At 54.3% G+C, this 19,180-nt stretch carries 14 protein-coding genes and 3 pseudogenes; 10 read left to right on the plus strand and 7 right to left on the minus strand.

All coding sequences use genetic code 11. The features are described 5' to 3' along the window. Positions 1–14 precede the first annotated feature (14 nt). The 3 genes and pseudogenes from EP25_RS0118900 (at position 15) to EP25_RS0118915 (ending at position 3,788) form a co-directional block, all read left to right on the plus strand. The gene (locus EP25_RS0118900; RefSeq protein ID WP_407661378.1) at positions 15–1,739 is read left to right on the plus strand and encodes an ABC transporter ATP-binding protein; all 1,725 of its coding nucleotides are present in this window, start codon (positions 15–17) and stop codon (positions 1,737–1,739) included. Positions 1,740–1,880: 141 nt separating this feature from the next. After that, positions 1,881–2,312: pseudogene (gene tnpA, locus EP25_RS0118905) on the plus strand (IS200/IS605 family transposase). Positions 2,313–2,501: 189 nt separating this feature from the next. Beyond that, positions 2,502–3,788: an alginate export family protein gene (locus EP25_RS0118915; RefSeq protein ID WP_036300777.1), complete on the plus strand. Its 1,287-nt coding sequence runs from the start codon at positions 2,502–2,504 to the stop codon at positions 3,786–3,788. Positions 3,789–3,992: 204 nt separating this feature from the next. Here the strand turns inward: EP25_RS0118915 and EP25_RS23305 are convergent, their stop codons facing one another. Together EP25_RS23305 and EP25_RS0118925 are read right to left on the minus strand one after the other, a co-directional pair. After that, positions 3,993–4,478 carry a TlpA family protein disulfide reductase gene (locus EP25_RS23305; RefSeq protein ID WP_036300780.1) on the minus strand — a complete coding sequence of 162 codons (486 nt, stop codon included), beginning with the start codon at positions 4,476–4,478 and terminating at the stop codon, positions 3,993–3,995. Next, complete coding sequence (locus tag EP25_RS0118925) at positions 4,475–5,662, minus strand: sialidase family protein (RefSeq protein WP_051906898.1); 1,188 nt, start codon at positions 5,660–5,662, stop codon at positions 4,475–4,477. Before EP25_RS0118925 ends, EP25_RS23305 begins: the two co-directional genes overlap by 4 nt. A gap of 297 nt (positions 5,663–5,959) precedes the next feature. On the opposite strand from EP25_RS0118925, the pseudogene tnpA (EP25_RS0118930) reads away from it, so the two are divergent. Together tnpA (EP25_RS0118930) and tnpA (EP25_RS0118940) are read left to right on the plus strand one after the other, a co-directional pair. Beyond that, positions 5,960–6,391 (plus strand): annotated as a pseudogene (gene tnpA / locus EP25_RS0118930) (IS200/IS605 family transposase). 154 nt (positions 6,392–6,545) lie between these two features. Next, positions 6,546–6,977: pseudogene (gene tnpA, locus EP25_RS0118940) on the plus strand (IS200/IS605 family transposase). A gap of 41 nt (positions 6,978–7,018) precedes the next feature. Here the strand turns inward: tnpA (EP25_RS0118940) and EP25_RS23650 are convergent. The 5 genes from EP25_RS23650 to EP25_RS0118970 all read right to left on the minus strand — a co-directional run bounded on the left by EP25_RS23650 (position 7,019) and on the right by EP25_RS0118970 (position 12,151). Beyond that, entirely contained in the window at positions 7,019–7,177 is a 159-nt protein-coding gene (locus tag EP25_RS23650) for an MFS transporter small subunit (RefSeq protein ID WP_200875056.1), read from the minus strand. 70 nt (positions 7,178–7,247) lie between these two features. Next, complete coding sequence (locus EP25_RS0118955) at positions 7,248–8,615, minus strand: L-lactate MFS transporter (RefSeq protein ID WP_031435309.1); 1,368 nt, start codon at positions 8,613–8,615, stop codon at positions 7,248–7,250. A 369-nt stretch (positions 8,616–8,984) separates the two neighbouring features. Further along, a complete protein-coding gene (cynS, locus tag EP25_RS0118960) occupies positions 8,985–9,476 on the minus strand; it encodes a cyanase (protein ID WP_084191100.1) in 492 nt (163 codons plus the stop codon). A 44-nt stretch (positions 9,477–9,520) separates the two neighbouring features. Further along, complete coding sequence (locus EP25_RS0118965; RefSeq protein WP_031435311.1) at positions 9,521–11,251, minus strand: bifunctional protein-serine/threonine kinase/phosphatase; 1,731 nt, start codon at positions 11,249–11,251, stop codon at positions 9,521–9,523. Between the two features lie 87 nt (positions 11,252–11,338). Beyond that, on the minus strand, positions 11,339–12,151 hold the full coding sequence (locus tag EP25_RS0118970) for a formate/nitrite transporter family protein (RefSeq protein WP_031435312.1): 813 nt from the start codon (positions 12,149–12,151) through the stop codon (positions 11,339–11,341). 527 nt (positions 12,152–12,678) lie between these two features. On the opposite strand from EP25_RS0118970, the gene EP25_RS0118975 reads away from it, so the two are divergent. The 5 genes from EP25_RS0118975 to EP25_RS0118995 all read left to right on the plus strand — a co-directional run bounded on the left by EP25_RS0118975 (position 12,679) and on the right by EP25_RS0118995 (position 19,174). Continuing rightward, positions 12,679–13,938: a formylmethanofuran dehydrogenase subunit B gene (locus EP25_RS0118975; RefSeq protein WP_031435313.1), complete on the plus strand. Its 1,260-nt coding sequence runs from the start codon at positions 12,679–12,681 to the stop codon at positions 13,936–13,938. 7 nt (positions 13,939–13,945) lie between these two features. Beyond that, positions 13,946–15,616 (plus strand): formylmethanofuran dehydrogenase subunit A, encoded by a 1,671-nt coding sequence (locus EP25_RS0118980; protein WP_031435314.1) that lies wholly within the window; start codon positions 13,946–13,948, stop codon positions 15,614–15,616. Further along, positions 15,613–16,509: a formylmethanofuran--tetrahydromethanopterin N-formyltransferase gene (fhcD, locus tag EP25_RS0118985; RefSeq protein WP_031435315.1), complete on the plus strand. Its 897-nt coding sequence runs from the start codon at positions 15,613–15,615 to the stop codon at positions 16,507–16,509. Before EP25_RS0118980 ends, fhcD begins: the two co-directional genes overlap by 4 nt. Further along, the gene (locus EP25_RS0118990) at positions 16,506–17,318 is read left to right on the plus strand and encodes a formylmethanofuran dehydrogenase subunit C (protein ID WP_031435316.1); all 813 of its coding nucleotides are present in this window, start codon (positions 16,506–16,508) and stop codon (positions 17,316–17,318) included. The genes fhcD and EP25_RS0118990 overlap by 4 nt, the downstream gene beginning before the upstream one ends. Before the next feature lie 149 nt (positions 17,319–17,467). Further along, positions 17,468–19,174, plus strand: a complete 1,707-nt coding sequence (locus tag EP25_RS0118995; protein WP_084191101.1) for a SulP family inorganic anion transporter — start codon at positions 17,468–17,470, stop codon at positions 19,172–19,174. Positions 19,175–19,180: the final 6 nt, after the last annotated feature.

A 19,180-nucleotide genomic window follows, 5' to 3' on the forward strand; every position in this document is an offset into this window, starting at 1 on the left:
CAGCCCGACATTTGATGATCGAAGAATTAAGAAAGGAAAAAGCCGCCGAGCCCGAAAATTCGCAGGCTTTGATCGAACTCAACAATGTTTCCAAGTGGTATGGGGAAGGGGCCGAATATCATTCCATACTCAAGGATATCGACCTGGAGATTCGCGAGGGTGAATTCGTCGCCATTGTCGGTTTTTCCGGCAGCGGAAAAACGACCTTGATTTCGCTGATCGCCGGTTTGATTCAAGCCGACCGGGGGCAACTCCTCAAGGCCGGCGAACCCATTTCCGGCCCCGCGCCGGATCGCGGCGTGGTATTCCAGAACTATTCCCTGATGCCTTGGCTGACCGTTTATGAAAATGTCGCGTTGGCCGTCGATCAGATATACGGCGAGTGGGACAAGGAAAGGCGCAAGGCGCATACGGAAAAATACATCGATATGGTCAATCTCGGCGCGGCGATGGGAAAACGGCCGGCCGAACTGTCCGGCGGCATGCGCCAGCGGGTCAATGTGGCCCGCGCGCTGGCGGCCAATCCCGAAATTCTCCTGCTGGATGAACCGTTGAGCGCGTTGGACGCGCTGACCCGCGGCAAATTGCAGGACGAGATTCTACAGATCTGGGAGCGGGAAAAGAAAACGGTCGTTTTGATCACCAATGACGTCGACGAGGCGATCTACATGGCGGACCGGGTCATTCCGCTCAATCCCGGACCCAACGCTACTTTCGGCCCTCATTTTGCTATCGATATCGAGCGCCCGCGCGACCGCACGGCCTTGAACCACGACGACAATTTCAAGCGTCTGCGCGCTGACATTACCGGCTATCTGATGGAAGTCGGCATGGAACGCGCGAAAGTGAGGGAAAGAGAAGATTTAGTGCTACCGGACGTGCGGCCCAATACGAGTAACGATTGGAAATTGGACACTTCGGCATTGAAGCCGGACCAGCAAGACGTCGGCAAGCCTCGTTATCTGGAATTTTCCCGCTTAGGCAAAATTTATCCGACGCCGGACGGCAACGGCACCGTCAAGGTAGTCGACGGCTTCGACCTGAAAATGAAGAAGGGGGAGTTCGTTTCCATCATCGGCCATTCGGGCTGCGGAAAATCGACCGTGTTGACGATGACGGCGGGCCTCAACGATATCTCGGAAGGCGGTATTATTCTGGACAACAAAGAAATCGACGGCGCCGGCCCCGACCGAGGAGTGGTATTCCAGGCGCCCAGTCTGTTTCCGTGGCTGACGGCGTTCGAAAACGTTTCGCTCGGCGTGGAGAAAGTCTACCCTCATGCCCTGCAATCCGAACGCGACGATATCGTCGAATATTATCTGACGCGGGTGGGGCTTGGCGATTCGCTGTACAAAAAAGCGGCGGATATGTCCAATGGCATGCGCCAACGGGTCGGCATCGCCCGCGCCTTTGCCCTGTCGCCGAAGCTGTTATTGCTGGACGAGCCATTTGGGATGTTAGATTCCCTGACCCGCTGGGAACTGCAAGAAGTATTGATGGAAGTCTGGGAACGTACCCATGTGACGGCCATCATGGTCACGCATGATGTCGACGAGGCCATCCTATTAGCCGATCGGGTCGTCATGATGACGAATGGACCGATGGCCAAGATCGGTAAGATCGAAGAAATCGATCTGCCGCGTCCCCGCAGCCGAAAGTCTTTGCTGCAACACCCGGATTATTACCGTTATCGCGAGAGTTTACTGACTTTTTTGAACGAGTGCGATCACGCTCATTAGATAACCGGTTCAATCGGGTTTCGCTTTAGCCACGGTCGTTCGGCTCTGACCGGATTGACGGTTAATTATCCATCATAAGGTTTAAACCACCGGCTTTAGCCGGTCAGCTTTAGCTGCGATAATTTGCCCAAGGAGGTGGCGATGGACTATAGATACGGCAGCCATACGGTTTACCAAATTGAGTATCATTTTGTTTGGGTTACGAAGTATCGTTATAAAGTGCTGAAGGATGAAATAGCCGAACGAGTGAGAGACTTGGTGCGGCAGACATGCGAAGCCTTTGAGATACGGATTATCAAAGGTGTCGTGAGCAAAGATCATGTGCACATTTTGGTGAGTGCGCCGCCGACTATGGCCCCAAGCGAAATCATGAGGCGAATCAAGGGACGAACTTCGAGCTATCTGTTCGAAGAGTTCCCGCACTTGAAAAAGCGATATTGGGGTCGACATTTTTGAGCCCGCGGTTATTTTTGCGCCACAGTGGGGCAAATGACTGATGAGATGATAAAGCAATATTTGGAGCATCACTTTGAACCTAATCCAAACGATAATTTCAAGATGGAGCCCGACTAAGACGCGTCGTTTAGTCGACGCGTATCCGGACTTTCAGTCCGTTATTGGAACCCACCCGCTTGAGCGGGTGGTTGTTTAGTGATTTCCCTTCTTTCCTTCCCGGCAGCGCGGTCGGGAAGGAAACGAATACTGACGCTTTCAACCCATCGTTTCATCTTTATTCACATGCCAATTATTTGGAGAATCGTCATGACTCTGCCCAAAAGAAAGACTATACCGCTTCATGCCTTAACGCCTCGAATCGCCGCGGCGTGTTTGTTTTCACTGGCCGTCATCCCATCCGCCAAGGCCGGACTCGACGAGAAGATCGAACAGGCCCTGAGGTTCGGTCAGGACACCGTTCAAGACTATGGTCAAATCAAACTGGATCTCAATTATCGTTATGAATACGCCGATACCGATAACACCGCTCCGGAACCCGCCCATGGCAACACATTCCGCCTACGCCTGGGATATTTGACGCCCGAGATTTTCGGCTTTCAGGCTTTCGCCGAATATGAAAACCTGTTCGCGGCGCAAAACGATTACCGGGGCGGAAGCGTTTACGGCGATCCCAATCACCATGTTATTGCCGATCCGGCGGATCGTCACGAATTGAACCGTTTATGGTTGAGCTACAAGGGGATTCCCGATACCGAGATCAAAGGCGGAAGGCAACGCATCAAGATCGACGACGACCGCTTTATCGGCAACGTCGGCTGGCGGCAAATGGAGCAAACCTACGATGCGGTAATGGTCACCAATGTGTCCATTACCGATTTGACGATCAAAGCGGGTTATATTGGCAGGGTCAGAAATATTCTCTCGCTGACGGACAATATCGACGCGCCGTTCGTCAACGTCAACTATCGCCTCGGTAACCTGGGCAACGCGATCGGTTACGGTTATTGGCTGGATTTCAGAGACGATCCGGCTAACTTCGCCAAATCCAGCGAAACCTATGGCGTCCGTTTCGTAGGGTCGCCGAAACTAAATGAAGATATCACCCTGCACTACACGGCGGAATACAGTTATCAACAAGATTACGGCACCAACAGCAGCGATTTCTCGCGAGACCGCTACAATTTGATGGGGGGAATCAGCGTGGCCGGAATCACCGTGAAGGGGGCCATGGAGCAATTGGACGGTCGCGACGGCGGTGTATTTACAACCCCGCTGGGAACCAATCACGCCTTTCAAGGCTGGGCGGACCGTTTTTTGAACGCCGCCCTATATCCGAACGGCGTGAGAGACGTCAATGCCACGGCGTCGACAGCGATTGCCGGCGCCAAGTTAATGTTCGTTTATCACAACTTCAAGGATGACGCGGGCAGTTTTACCTACGGCGACGAATACGACTTTCTGGTCACGAAAAAATTCGGCAAACATTATGCGTTATTGGCCAAGTACGCTTACTACGACGGTGATGATAATGCGCCGGGCGGGTTCAAAAACGATACCCAAAAAATTTGGGTCCAGGCCAATGTATCGTTCTGAGCGATGAATCGACAAGGTTTAGTCATCGCACTTCAAATTTCGGCACCTTAATACCTTTGCCCTCCGGGAGAAGGCTGGATGAGGGCATCAAAAAACCGGAATTTGCAGTTTGTAGCCTGGATGCAGCGTAGCGGAATCCGGGATGGCGCGGTTCCGAGGCCCCGTATTCCGCGATGCTTCATGCGGGTTACGAGGCTTCTTCGCTCATTGCATGATTTGTCCGATAAACCGCTCGTAATCCTGTTTCGATAAAACACCGCTGATTCCGCTTCTGTCATGGGCGGAATCGTAAAAATAGGTGCGGGGCAGCTCGCCGTACCAGGTCGGGTCGATCTGATAGCGGAGCTGGGCCGAATTGGCTTCGGTGAACAGCCAGTTGTTCATTTCTTCCAGCTGGTTATTCTTCAACACTTTCCGGACTTGCTCGGCGTCGCCGGAATCGTCGACCGAAACCAACACGATGGATAGGCCGGGATGGTTGTCGCCGATTGTTTTCAGCATCCTCATTTCCTTCATGCAGGATGAGCAGGTCAAGGACCAGAGTACCAGCATCAGCGGGTGGTTGTGTTGTTGTCTGAGTAAAGTCTGGTAGCTCCCTGGTCCGAAAGGCTTTAATAGGGCAGTTTCGGCACGTGTCGACGAAGCGAACAGCGCGCTGAGCAGACAAAGTGTTAACGACAGTTTTTTCATAGCTTGACGATTTGATGACCTTGTTCGGAGGACACCCAGGAAAGAAAAATGTCTTGGCCGTTGCTGATCAGGGCAGGATGGCCGTTGTCGCCGCGGGTCGTGAACACCGTTCTGGGTTCAGACCAATTGGCGCCCCGGTCGGCGGACTCTTGCACATGAATGCTGGTTTGTTTGCCGTCAAACTCTTTCCAGGTCAGGATTACGCGTTCTTTCAGCGCCAGGATGTCGGGATGACCGGGTAGGCGCTCTCGATTGCCCACTCTCATCGGTTCGCTGACGTTGGCGCCGAAATCGTCGGTTTGCGCGTAAAAGATACCCTGACGGACATTGCCGAGCGTAAACCAGGTCATGTGGGTGCGGCCGTGCTGGTCGATCGCCAACGCCGGACCGTGCTCGGGGCAGGCTTCGATGGTCCATTGATCGGCGGTGACGCGGATCGGTTTCGACCATTTGCCGTTTTTATCAAGGCGCATCAGCGCGTGTTCGCGAACGCCGTCGGGGAACACCATGCGCGCCAACAATACCGGCATGTTGTTCGGCGCCAGTGCGGTCGCGGTGCGGCAGCAAGAGCAGATGCCGTTGCTGATGAAACGGTTGTAAAATTCGGGATGTTGGTTGTCGGAGACCGCGTAATAGAGCGACAACACGCCCGAACCGAGTTTTTGGTCGAGCAATTCATGGCGGCGGTCGTGCCAGAATAGATACACCTTGTCTTCGTTGTCCAGTAGCATTCTGTCCATGTAATGCATGGCCGAATCGGCATGGTCGCTGACCAGCTTGGGCAGGCTGAAGGTCTTGCCGCGGTCGTCGGAATAACTGTAGAAGCTGGTGGAGCGTTGCGCTTCGTCGGCATAGTAAAGTACATGGATACGCCCGTTCCGGCCGATGGCGATGGCGGGCGGATTCTCCGGCCAGACGCTGATTTTCTGCGCGGCGGGATTGACTCGTCTAGGAGCGGAGAAGCTTCGGCCTTCGTCGTCGGAATAGTCGACGTAGACCGCCTCAGGCGTCGGAGTCAGGCGCCATAAACGTCCGTCGGGCGCGAAAGCGACGGCGACCGTGGAACGCAGTGCCGGTGTCGGAAGACTTTCGGCCTTGGCCACCGGATTCTGGGTTTGACAGGCGTTAAGCAGCAGTAAAAGGAAAAAGGCAAGGAAAGTCTTGGGTATTTGGTATTGACGCATTGACAGACTCTTCGGACAACAAAAACGGCTGAGACGGAAATTGATATAGTTTCGAGAAAACGCGTTTAGTTCATTGCGAAAGCCTTACCTTCAATTTCGACGCCCTATGTTAAGAGTTTCCATTATTTTTTGCCAGAAAGGTCGGGATGACAATCGCCGTCCACGACAAAAAGATGGGTTTCGCTATCGCTCTACCCTACAAGCCTGATTCGAGTTGTTAATTATCCATCATAAGGTTTAAACCACCGGCTTTAGCCGGTCAGCTTTAGCTGCGATAATTTGCCCAAGGAGGTGGCGATGGACTATAGATACGGCAGCCATACGGTTTACCAAATTGAGTATCATTTTGTTTGGGTTACGAAGTATCGTTATAAAGTGCTGAAGGATGAAATAGCCGAACGAGTGAGAGACTTGGTGCGGCAGACATGCGAAGCCTTTGAGATACGGATTATCAAAGGTGTCGTGAGCAAAGATCATGTGCACATTTTGGTGAGTGCGCCGCCGACTATGGCCCCAAGCGAAATCATGAGGCGAATCAAGGGACGAACTTCGAGCTATCTGTTCGAAGAGTTCCCGCACTTGAAAAAGCGATATTGGGGTCGACATTTTTGAGCCCGCGGTTATTTTTGCGCCACAGTGGGGCAAATGACTGATGAGATGATAAAGCAATATTTGGAGCATCACTTTGAACCTAATCCAAACGATAATTTCAAGATGGAGCCCGACTAAGACGCGTCGTTTAGTCGACGCGTATCCGGACTTTCAGTCCGTTATTGGAACCCACCCGCTTGAGCGGGTGGTTGTTTAGTATCCATCATAAGGTTTAAACCACCGGCTTTAGCCGGTCAGCTTTAGCTGCGATAATTTGCCCAAGGAGGTGGCGATGGACTATAGATACGGCAGCCATACGGTTTACCAAATTGAGTATCATTTTGTTTGGGTTACGAAGTATCGTTATAAAGTGCTGAAGGATGAAATAGCCGAACGAGTGAGAGACTTGGTGCGGCAGACATGCGAAGCCTTTGAGATACGGATTATCAAAGGTGTCGTGAGCAAAGATCATGTGCACATTTTGGTGAGTGCGCCGCCGACTATGGCCCCAAGCGAAATCATGAGGCGAATCAAGGGACGAACTTCGAGCTATCTGTTCGAAGAGTTCCCGCACTTGAAAAAGCGATATTGGGGTCGACATTTTTGAGCCCGCGGTTATTTTTGCGCCACAGTGGGGCAAATGACTGATGAGATGATAAAGCAATATTTGGAGCATCACTTTGAACCTAATCCAAACGATAATTTCAAGATGGAGCCCGACTAAGACGCGTCGTTTAGTCGACGCGTATCCGGACTTTCAGTCCGTTATTGGAACCCACCCGCTTGAGCGGGTGGTTGTTTAGTGAACAAGGCTAGGGCTTTTTGCAGCGTCGACCAGATGCCCCAGGCGAGAGGTACGGTCACGTAAAGCCAGAACAATACCAGCCAGGGGTTGAATCTTTTACGGGGAGTGTTATCGGTCATGTCGTTCCGTTAATGGTTGATTATCGGTGGTCGGGAATGCGGTGTTCCCATCGCATCATGTCGTCCAGCATTAAACGATCGGATCATCGATTTCATCGGCTTTCATGTGGTGTTTTTCATGCACCGGCCTGATCAGCAGGTTGCAGAAAAAGCCTAGGGCGAGTATGCCGGCCATGATGTACATCGTCACATTGTAGGCGTCGGCCTTGGCTACGCCTTGTTCAATCTGGAATTCGCGCAGGTAATTGACCAAGACCGGGCCGAAGATTCCGGCGCTGGCCCAGGCGGTCAGCAGCCTGCCATGAATGCCGCCGACGTATTTGGTGCCGAAGATATCGGCCAGATAGGCCGGAATGGTGGAAAAGCCGCCCCCGTACATGCTCAGGATGATGGCGTAGAGCAGCACGAACAGCGGCATGTTACCGGCCGCGCCGACCGACGGCACCGCCGCATACAAGGCGATGCCGAGGGCGAAGAAGATCAAATAGGTGTTTTTCCGGCCGAGATAATCGGAGGCGAAGGACCAGAAAAATCGGCCGCCCATATTGAACAGGCTGAGCAGGCCGACGAAGCCGGCCGCCGCGGCGGCGGTCACGCTGCCCTTGAATATCTCCTGGATCATGACCGAAGCCTGGCCCAGTACGCCGATGCCGGCGGTGACGTTCAGGCACAGCACCAGCCACAACAGATAAAATTGTGGCGTTTTCAGGGCCTGGTCGATGTGGACATGGTTTTGCGTGATCATCTTGTTAGTGACCGCCGGCGGCGTCCAGCCCTCCGGTTTCCAGTCGGCGGGCGGCGTGCGTATCGTCAATGAACCGATCAGCATGGACAGGAAATAGATGCCGCCCATCACCATAAAGGTTTCCATAACGCCCACCGACGTGGCGGATTGGAAATGATCCATCAACAGCACCGATAATGGCGCGCCGATCATCGCGCCGCCGCCGAAACCCATGATCGCCATGCCGGTCGCCAAGCCGCGGCGATCCGGGAACCATTTGATCAGCGTCGAAACCGGCGAGACGTATCCCAGGCCCAGGCCGATGCCGCCGATGACGCCATAGCCCAGGTAGACCAGCCAGATTTGGTGCAGGTACACGCCCAGCGCGGCCACCCAAAAACCGCCGCCGAAACAGCAGGCTGCGACAAACATGGTCAGGCGGGGGCCGACCTTTTCCAGCCATTTACCGCCGAACGCGGCCGATAAGCCTAAAAAAACAATCGCCAAACTGAATATCCAGCCCAGCGTGGTCAATTTCCAGTCCCCGGGAGCGGACGTATCGATGCCGATGACGCGGGTCAACGGTTCGTTAAAAACGCTGAAGGCGTAGGCCTGGCCTATGCATAGGTGAACGGACAGGGCGGCGGGCGGCGCCATCCAGCGGCTGTAACCGGACTTGGCCTGGGCGCGCCGGGGTGAAAAAAAACCAGACATCGGTGAGCTCCTCTTCTTGTAATTGTATGTCGTCGGTTTGCGGACAGTTCGGGTGCTTATCGGACAAATTGGTCATTTTACCCCACAAAAACGCTATGATCAGCTCGGTACTGTTCTCAGGATGGGCGTCAATTCATTACAGTATTTGGCTACTGCGGCTTACAAGCGCATGGAAAGTTAGGCGTTAAAGCGCTATCTCCCAACAGTTCGACAGGATTCGTAAAAGGGATAGCGCTCCGACGGGATAGGTGCGTAACCGCTTAGGGTTTTGCTAAGGACGTGAGAACCCGTCTAGGGGCGCTCCAGCGTCCTGAGCCGCAGGGCGGGGGAAAGATAGAGCGTTATTTACGACTATATCTTTAACGACGTTCACCAGGATTTATAGGGAAGAAATTTACCGTTCATTTTGATCACGACCCGGTCCCCGGCCGGATTTTCTTCCTTGTCGACGCTCATGCTGAAATCGATCGCGCTCATGATGCCGTCGCCGAATTTTTCATGGATGATTTCCTTCAACGTACCGCCGTAAACGCCGACGATCTCGTAAAGCCGGTAAATCAATGGGTCCTGAGGTATTTGGTAGGACCAGGTTTTGTTGGGGAACATTTCCAGCGCCGATTGGACGTCGGGGCCAAGTTCCAGCACGGCGCACAGTTTCTCGGCCAGTTCCGCTTTCATGCTGTTCATGCCCAGGCAGGCCGAGGCCAACCAAACTTCATCGACGCCGATTTGGTCGGCGATGGCTTGCCAGGTAAGTTGTTTCTTCACCTTGGCGGAAACAATCAGATCGGTCATTTGTTCCTTGCTCAGCATGGAATCGGCGTTGCTGGAGGATGGGGTTTGTGCGGGTTTTGTTTGCATGTCGATTACCTCGTGGAAAGTGAAGGGGGTTAAAAGTGGTCGTGCTAATTCATCCGTATCAATAAAGCGATGAGTAATATGGTTAGGAGTAACGAAAGGCCCTTCCAAAATGCCACCGGATCGTGTTGCATCAATGGCGGTCGGGTCTTGTTCAGAAAAGCTTGATTTGGATGGCGCAAATCATGGATGTATTCGGACATTTCCTGGTAGCGGTGGTAAGGATTCGGGTGGACTGCTTTGCCGATGGCATCGTCGATCCAGGCGGGGATTTCACCCTCGTCGGAAAGCAGGCTACGGTAGCGTAATTTGTTCTGGGCGGTCCGCGATCTGGCTTTGGCGACGTCGAGTCCGTAAGGCAATTTGCCTGATAGCATTTGATAGGTAATGACGCCCAGCGAAAACAAATCGGAGCGTGATGATCCTCCGTCGCCGAGAAAATATTCGGGAGCGGTATATTGCGCCGTGCCTAGTATGGGCTGTTGATCGATGGCCGTGGAAATTTCCGTCAGGCCCGCCACCCGAGTCGAACCAAAGTCGATGATTTTTACCGTCCCGGTGTTGTCGATCAGGATATTGTCGGGCCTGAGATCCTGGTGCAGCATTTCCAGCCGATGGAAGGCGCGCAGTCCCTTGGCGATTTGTTCGACGATTGCTCGCACGGTTTCCAAGTCGGGTTTCGGATGGTCGATCATCCATTGCGTTAAGGTTTGTCCCTGAACGTATTCCATGGCGAGATATAAAAACCGTCTTGTCCGGGTCGGTTTGCAGGGTTTCAGGACAAAGGGATTGTCGATACGACGGGCGATCCATTCTTCCAGCAAAAAACGTTCTATGTAGTCGCGGTCGTCGCGCAGATCGATAGAGGGCGTTTTAAGGATGGCTTGCATGCCTGTTTTGTCGTCTACAGCTAAATAAACATGGCTGCGACTACTGGCATGGGCCTCCCTGACGATGGTATAACCATCGAACTTCATTCGGGCTTGCAAAATAGGCGGGAAAGGCAGGGTGGTTAATTGTCTATAAGCCTCGCCGGCCTCCGGTTCGGGCAATTGTTCGATTCTGATCAATTGCACGGTCAGGTTATCGGTACTGCCGCGCCGGTAGGCTTCGTTGACGAGGTTGTGCGCGGCGGCATCGAGATCGTTTCCCTGTTGTTCGAGGACGGCTAGGATGAAATCGTCCGGGACGTGTTCGTAAACGCCGTCCGTTGCCAATAAAAAGAGATCGCCTTGTTCCAGGGGTAGCGTCCGATAATCTATTTCAAGATGAGGGGCTATGCCCAAGGCGCGGCTTAGATAGCTTTTATCCGACGAGACCCAAAGCCGGTGATCGTCGGTCAATTGTTCCAGTGTGGCGCCACCATGCACACGGTAGATGCGGCTGTCCCCCACATGAAAGAGATGCGCGGTAGTCGATTTGAAGATGATGGCACTGAACGTGCAGACATAACCCTTATTCTTGTCATAGGGATACAGGCTTTGCCGGGTTTGCGCATAAAGCCAGGAATTGGTTGCCAGCAAAATCCTGTGCGCCGACTTTTTGACCGACCAGGTTTCCGAAGTACAAAAATAATCGGCGAAAAAACCGCTGACGGCGGCTTCGCTGGCGATCTGGCTGACGTCGCTGCTGCTAATACCGTCGGCCAGCGCTACGGCAATTCCTTTCGAACTCAATAGTGGATCTTCGGGAATATAAATACCGTGAAAATCCTGATTGATTTCCTTGCGGCCCTTGTCGGAATATTGGCCGACGGCGATCGTTAATTGCGTGGGCATTGGTGGGTTATGATGACGCGGCCTTTTGTCAGGGAACGCAGTCGCGCACCCTGACCTTTAGCGTTTATTTCGCAGGCCTCCGTTGCTTTAGGCTAAAGCGCGTTTCGGAGCCGTTTTGGCGTGGGTTGCGTATAATGTAAGTCCGGTGAAGGCCAGTCCGCCAACCAGGTTGCCGAGAACGGTCGGAATCTCGTTCCAGATCAAATAATCCATGATCGAGAAGTTGCCCCCCATGATAAGGCCCGACGGAAAGAGGAACATATTGACGACGGAATGTTCGAAGGCCATGCCGAAGAAGAGCATGATCGGCATCCACATCGCGATGACCTTACCGCTGACCGTGGTGGAAATCATCGCGCCGACCACGCCGGTGGAGACCATCCAGTTACATAGCATACCCCTGATAAATAGCGTCAGCATGCCGGCCGCGCCGTATTTGGCGTAACCTACTGTACGCCCTTCGCCGATGGTGGCGATTTTCTGACCGACGGCGTTGGGTTCGGTCGAAAAACCATAAGTAAATACGATCGACATCATCACCGCCACCGTCAGCGCGCCCAGGAAATTGCCGACGAAAACCAATCCCCAGTTTCTGAACACGCCGCCTAGTGTCACACCTGGGCGTCTATCCAGCCAAGCCAGCGGCGTCAGGACAAACACGCCGGTAAGCAGGTCGCAGCCGAGTAGATACAGCATGCAAAAGCCCACGGGAAACAAAATAGCGCCGATGATCGGATAACCCGTTTGTACGGCGACGGATATCGCAAATACCGCGGCCAAGGCGAGAATCGCGCCGGCCATGTAAGCCCTGATCACCGTATCGCGGGTCGACATATAAATCTTGGATTCTCCGGCATCTACCATTTTTGTGACGAATTCTGCGGGAACTAGATAAGACATGTTTCACCTCTTTAGATTGTGTGTTTAATGCGGTTGCCGGATTTGAATACAGTGCCGAGTTACAGGCGTGGCCGGGTTATGAGAAACCATAAGAGGTCGATCCCTGTTCCGCCACAGAGTGATAGAGGAAATTAAGGCCAGGGTGTAGTCCCCTGAATTTCGTCGGCTGGTTGTATTGAATTCCGGCGCTGGAATTCGAGATTTTAGGAGAATTCCGACGTTGGAATTCATAAGTTAGTACAGCAGAAACCATGCCAGCCCACAATCGTGAAATAACGGGGTTGTTGGAATGTCATTGAAGCTATTCTGCACCGATTTGATTCAATTCGGCTGATTTTTGGTGCGAAACGGATAGATTTTGTAGGGCAATCGGATGGATCGTAATTCGCTTTTGTCACGAAAGAGACAGCGGCTTATAGATTGCGATAGAATACAAGTCATTTTACATTTGATTTTCAGACGGGCGGGATAGATTTTGCGCCGTCTGTTTGATGTGTAGCTTTAAATTTATTCAAGAGGGAAAGCGTGTGGCAGAAATAACAGAAGTGCCCAGTCCTTTTTGCGGCATCGGCACCGACGACCTGACGGTTCAGGTCGACGGTAATGCGGTGAAGGTGACTGAAAATGGTTGCGCCGTCAATACGCCGGCGTTCGAACAGGCCATTACCGATACCCAAGCCAGGGTCGATGGCCGGGAAGTCAGCCTGAAGCAGGCCGTCGCCAAGGCGGCGGAGATCCTTCGCGGCAGCAATCAACCGCTGATCGGCGGCTGCGCGACCGACGTCAACGGCATGCGTGCATTGCTGGCTGTTGCTGACCGTAGCGGTGCCGTGGTCGACAAGATGAATTTCAATGCCGCGCGGCGCAACATTCTGGCGATGCAGGATGCCGGCTGGGTGAACACGACACTGGCCGAGATTAAGAACCGCTGCGATGTGCTGCTGGTGGTCGGTTGCGATCTGGAAGCCTTCGCGCCGCGCTTCTATGAGCGCTACTTATGGAACAAGGTGGCGATGCATCTCCCGGACACCAGCGCCCGCGAGGTGATTTATTTGGGCAAGGCGCCTTCGGGTGAAGCTTCGACGTCGCCGGATGGGCGCAAGGCCAAGGTTCTGACTTGTGACGATCAGGATTTACCCGAAGTCGTCGCGGTGTTGTCGGCGCTAGTCAAAGGCAACAAGATTACGGCAGAAGAAGTGGCCGGCATTGCTATAACCGACTTGCAACAAGTCGCCGAGCAAATCAAGGCGGCGCAATACGGCGTCGTGACCTGGGCGGCTGGTGCCTTGAATTTCAGTCAGGCCGAACTGACCGTGCAAAAGCTTTGCGATCTGGTCAAGGACATCAACGACCAGGGCAGCCGCTGTTCCGGTTTCCCGTTGGGGGGTAAGGAAGGGGGGCAGACCGCCAACCAGGTTTGCGGGTGGACCACCGGTTATCCGGCGCGCGTGCGCTTTAGCCGTGGATTTCCCGAATATGACCCATTTTTATTTGAAGCCAATGTCATGTTGAACAACGGCGAAGCCGATGCACTAATTTGGGTTCAGGCGTTTAATAGTTCTGCCGTGCCGCCCAAGGCGCATGTGCCAACGGTCGTGATCGGGCGTTCAGGTATGGTCTTCGAACAGGAACCGGATGTGTTTATTCCCGTCGGTACTCCGGGCATCGATCATGCCGGCCATGCCTACCGGCTCGATAACGTAGTCGCGATCCGTTTGAAAAAATTACGGGATTCCGGTTTACCCAGCACCGCGGAAGTGTTGAATGCCATTGAACAAGCGTTGTAGGTGAGACATGCTGATTAAACTAACAGGTGGAACTGTCTACGATCCTGCGGGCGGGATCGATGGACAGCAACAGGACATTTATATCCAGGACGGCAAGATTGTCGCCAAACCCGGCGACGACGTCAAAATCGACAAAGAATACGATTTAAGCGGCAAGGTCGTGATGGCCGGCGCCATCGATATGCATACCCATATCGGCGGCGGCAAGGGCAACATCGCCCGGATTTTGCTGCCGGAAGATCATCGCGCCGACCCCGTCGTGCGCAGCCAGCTGACGCGTTCAGGCTGCGGCCATGCGATCCCCAGCACTTACGTGACCGGTTACCGTTATGCCGAGATGGGTTACACGACCGCGTTCGAGCCGGCAGTGTTGCCGATCAACGCGCGTCAGGCGCACATGGAAATGGGCGATATCCCGATCCTGGACAAGGGAGGGTATGTGATGCTCGGCAGCGACGATTATCTGTTGCGGATGATGACGGCGAAAAAAGACCAGAAGGCGATCAACGATTACGTCGCCTGGACCCTGCAGGCGACCAAGGCGATCGGCATCAAGGTAGTCAACGCCGGCGGCATCAGCGCCTTCAAATTCAACCAGCGGAAACTGGATCTGGACGAGAAAAACGCTTATTACAACGTCACGCCGCGCGATATCCTGCAAACGCTGGCCCGGGCGGTCAAGGAGCTGGGTGTGCCGCATCCGCTGCATGTGCACGGCTGTAATCTCGGCGTGCCGGGTAACGTCGAAACCACGCTGGATACGATTCAGGGTATCGAGGGGTTGCCGATGCACTTGACCCATATCCAGTTCCATAGCTACGGCACCGAGGGTGACTTCAAGTTCTCTTCCGGCGCCGCGCAAATCGCCGAGGCGATCAACAAGAACAAGAACATCACCACCGATGTTGGCCAGATTCTGTTCGGCCAGACCGTGACCGCCTCCGGCGATAACATGCACCAGCATGCCAACCACAAGTTCGCCAGTCCGAACAAATGGGTGTGCATGGACATCGAATGCGACGCCGGTTGCGGCGTGGTGCCGTTCAAATACCGCGACCAGAACTTCGTCAACGCGTTGCAATGGGCGATCGGCCTGGAGATATTCCTGTTGGTCGACGATCCGTGGCGGGTGTTCCTGACCACCGACCATCCGAATGGCGCGCCGTTCACCAGTTATCCGCATTTGATTCGGTTGTTGATGGACCGGAGTTTCCGTAACGACATGCTGGCGACGATCCATCCCGAAGCGCAGAAGATGACGACGCTGGCATCGATCGACCGTGAGTACAGCTTGCAGGAAATCGCGATCATGACCCGCGCCGGGGCGGCCAAACTGGTCGGTCTGCACGACAGGGGCGGCTTGGTGCCCGGCAACTGGGCCGATATCACCGTTTATACCGAGGACGGCGATCGGCAAAAAATGTTCGAGAAACCGGATTATGTCTTCAAGGACGGCGAGCTGGTCGTGCGCGATGGCCAGATCGTGCATGTGACGTGGGGTACGACCCATGTCGTGCGGCCGGATTATGACGCTTCCGTGGAAAAAGATCTGCAACCTTATTTCGACCGTTATCTGACCATGAAACTAGGCAACTTTAAAATCAGCGATGACGAAATCACCGAAGACGGCCGCGGCAGTCTGACCGTGCATCCGACCGTGGGAGGTGGCGAGTTATGATCATCAATGGCGTCACGATAGATAAAACTTTTGCCGAAGCCTTCCCGATGAAGGCGACTCGGGCGATCATCACCGCCCAGAACGAAAAATGGGCGATGATTTCCGCCCAGGCCATGACCGGTTTCGCGACCTCGGTGATCGCCTGCGGCTGTGAGGCCGGTATCGAGCGGGTGTTGTCGCCCGACGAAACGCCGGACGGCCGTCCCGGCGTAGCGATCATGATCTTCGCGATGGGCGGCAAGGGCCTGGCCAAACAATTGGAAACCCGCGCCGGCCAGTGCGTGCTGACGTCTCCTACCTCGGCCCTGTTCGCCGGCATCGACGAAGGCAAGCAAATTCCGTTGGGCAAGAACCTGCGTTATTTCGGCGACGGCTTCCAAATTTCGAAAAAAATCAACGGCAAGCGTTACTGGCGGGTGCCGGTCATGGACGGCGAGTTCCTGACCGAGGCTACCACCGGCCAGGTCGAGGCGGTCGGCGGCGGCAACTTCCTGGTGTTGGCTGAATCGCAACCGCAAGCCTTGGCGGCTTGCGAAGCGGCGATCGAGGAAATGCGCAAGATCCCCAATGTGATCATGCCGTTTCCGGGCGGCGTCGTGCGCTCCGGTTCCAAAGTCGGTTCCAAATATCCGGCGTTGGGCGCGTCGACCAACGATGCCTTTTGTCCGACCCTGAAAGGGGTGACCAAAACCGACCTGTCGCCGGAAGTCGAATCGGTCATGGAAATCGTCATCGACGGCCTCAGCAAGGAAGACATCGACAAGGCCATGCGCGTCGGCATCCAGGCGGTCTGCGATCTGGGCTCGGAAAATGGCATTCGCCGTATCAGCGCCGGTAACTACGGCGGCAAACTGGGACCGTTCCACTTTCATCTGCAGGAGATCATGGCATGAGTGCATTAACATTGACGATGAAACAGCGACTGGATCAGCGCGTCGATATGTCGCCATTGGTCTGCCAGAAACTGGAAGGCATGGAACCGAGCGAGATCGGTGCCATCGAGTTGCAGAACGGCAAGCGCACGATCAGGGTTGACGAGTTGTTCAAGATCAAAGGCGGCGACCCCCGGAATATCGTCATCGAAGGCAGTTACGGCAAGCTGGACTGTATCGGCAAGGAACTCGATGGCGGCAGCATCACCGTGCACGGCGACGCCGGCGCCTATCTGGCCCAGCAGATGAAGTCGGGCACGGTCCATGTGACCGGTAATGCCGGTTTGTATGCCGGCTGCGAAATGAAAAACGGCCTGCTGCAGATCGACGGCGATGCCGGCGATTTTGTCGGCGCGGCCTTGCCCGGTAACAAGCAAGGCATGAAAGGCGGTACGATCCTGGTCAAGGGCAATGTCGGCGAACGCGCCGGCGACCACATGCGCCGCGGCATGATTCTGGTCGAAGGCGATGCCGGCGATTATTGCGGCTCGCGCATGGTGGCCGGCACGATCGCCGTCATGGGGCGGACCGGACGCTATCTGGGCTATGCGATGCGCCGAGGCACGCTGTTGTTATGGAACCAACCGCAACTGTCTGCGACCTTCAACGATTGCGGGTCGCATACCTTGGCTTTTCTGCCGATGTTGTTCGCTTCGTTCAAGCAGTTGAACAGTAAGTTTGCCGATACTTCCGTCGCTTTCAATCGCGTGCGCCGTTACGGCGGCGACATGGCCGAAACCGGCAAGGGCGAAGTGTTGGTTAAGTTGTAGGCATAAGAGCGGCGGTGCAGGCGGTTTCGACCGCCGCCAAAGGTTTGACTTATAGCGCATTGGCCGTTTTTTGTCGGGTCTGAGAATGTCTCGAAAGGCTTTAGCTATACTGTGTATGGCTAAAGCTTTTTTATTGCGCATACCCTTTAATGGAAGATAGAACGTTCAAGTTAGCGAATTTGTCCGGCGATTTGTTCGGCGGGTTGACCGCCGGCGTCGTAGCGTTGCCGTTGGCGCTGGCATTCGGTGTGCAATCCGGGTTGGGCGCTATCGCCGGCCTCTACGGAGCGATCATGCTCGGCTTTATCGCCGCGTTATTCGGCGGAACGCCGACCCAGATCAGCGGGCCGACCGGGCCGATGACCGTGGTAGCCTCGACGGTGGTCGCTTCGGCGGTGGAAATCCATAGCGGTTCGTTGGAACAGGCGATGGGAAGCGTCGTAGCGATTTTCATGTTGGCAGGGTTATTTCAAATTCTACTGGGCATGCTGAAAGTGGGGGAATATATCCGTTATATTCCTTATCCGGTCATTTCGGGGTTCATGACCGGTATCGGCGTCATCATCATTAGCCTGGAACTTTTTCCCTTGCTGGGCCATGCCTCGCCCAAGCGAATTCCGGATGTGTTCGTTCATTTGCCGGAAATTATCGATCGAATCAATGTTGCCGCGATCGGTTTGGCTACAGCGACCATCGTGATCATTTATTTGATTCCCCGCCTGTTCAGCAAAATACCGAGTACATTAGCCGCATTGGTGCTTGGCACGTTGGCGACGGCGCTGCTGGAACTGGATGTACCCTGTATCGGGGAGATCCCGCAAGGGTTGCCCTCGCTGCATTTTGCCTCGCTCGCCAAGATTGATTTGGACCTGCCGATCCTGTTCGTCATGCCGGCATTGACGTTGGCCGCGTTAGGAACCCTGGATTCGTTGTTAACCTCCGTGGTCGCCGACAACATGACCAAGACTCAGCATGACAGCAACCGAGAATTGTTCGGGCAGGGGCTGGGTAATATCGCTTCGGCCTTGATCGGCGGCATACCGGGGGCCGGGGCGACCATGCGCACCGTGGTCAACATCAAATCCGGCGGGCGGACTCGGTTTTCCGGCATGGTGCACAGCATCGCCATGGTCTTGGTCTTGTTGGGGGCTGGCCAATATGCCGCGTTGGTGTCGCAACCGGTGTTGGCTGGCATCTTGATTACCGTGGGTATCGGGATCATCGATTACAAGGGACTCAAACATATTCGGCACGTGCCCAGAATCGATTCGATTGTCATGTTGACAGTGCTGGCCATTACGGTTTTTGCCGATTTGCTGGTGGCGATCGCCGTCGGCATGGTATTGGCTTCGGTATTGTTCATGAAAAAAATGAGCGATATCCTCGAGGCGCATTATATGGTTGGTCCGGTGGGTAGTTTTGCTCGGGAAGAATCCTGGTCCGATGAGCTGAATGTTTCGGAAAAAGTCAGCGAGCAAGTCTATATTAAACATTTCGGGGGGCCGATTTTCTTCGGTTTCGTCAATAAACTTCAGGCCATGACCCGGGCCCTGCCGCAAGTAGGCGTGGTGATCTTTCGTATGAAGAATGTACCTTATATCGATCAGTCGGGGATTTATGCGATCGAGGAAGCCGTGATGGCATTGCAGGCGAAAGGCGTGTTAGTGCTGATTACCGGCATTCAGGAACAACCTAGGGATATGCTGATGAGGATCGACCTGATTCCCGACTTGGTGCCGGAACAGCATATTTTTCAGGATTTCGCCGATTGCATCAAGGCTGTGGATGAAGGGACGGTTTGCCGGGATTCCGAAACCGGTCAATTATTGCGCAAGGACATGGATTTTTGTCAATGACGTTAC

Source organism: Methylomarinum vadi (genome assembly GCF_000733935.1).
Taxonomy (GTDB): Bacteria; Pseudomonadota; Gammaproteobacteria; order Methylococcales; family Methylomonadaceae; genus Methylomarinum; species Methylomarinum vadi.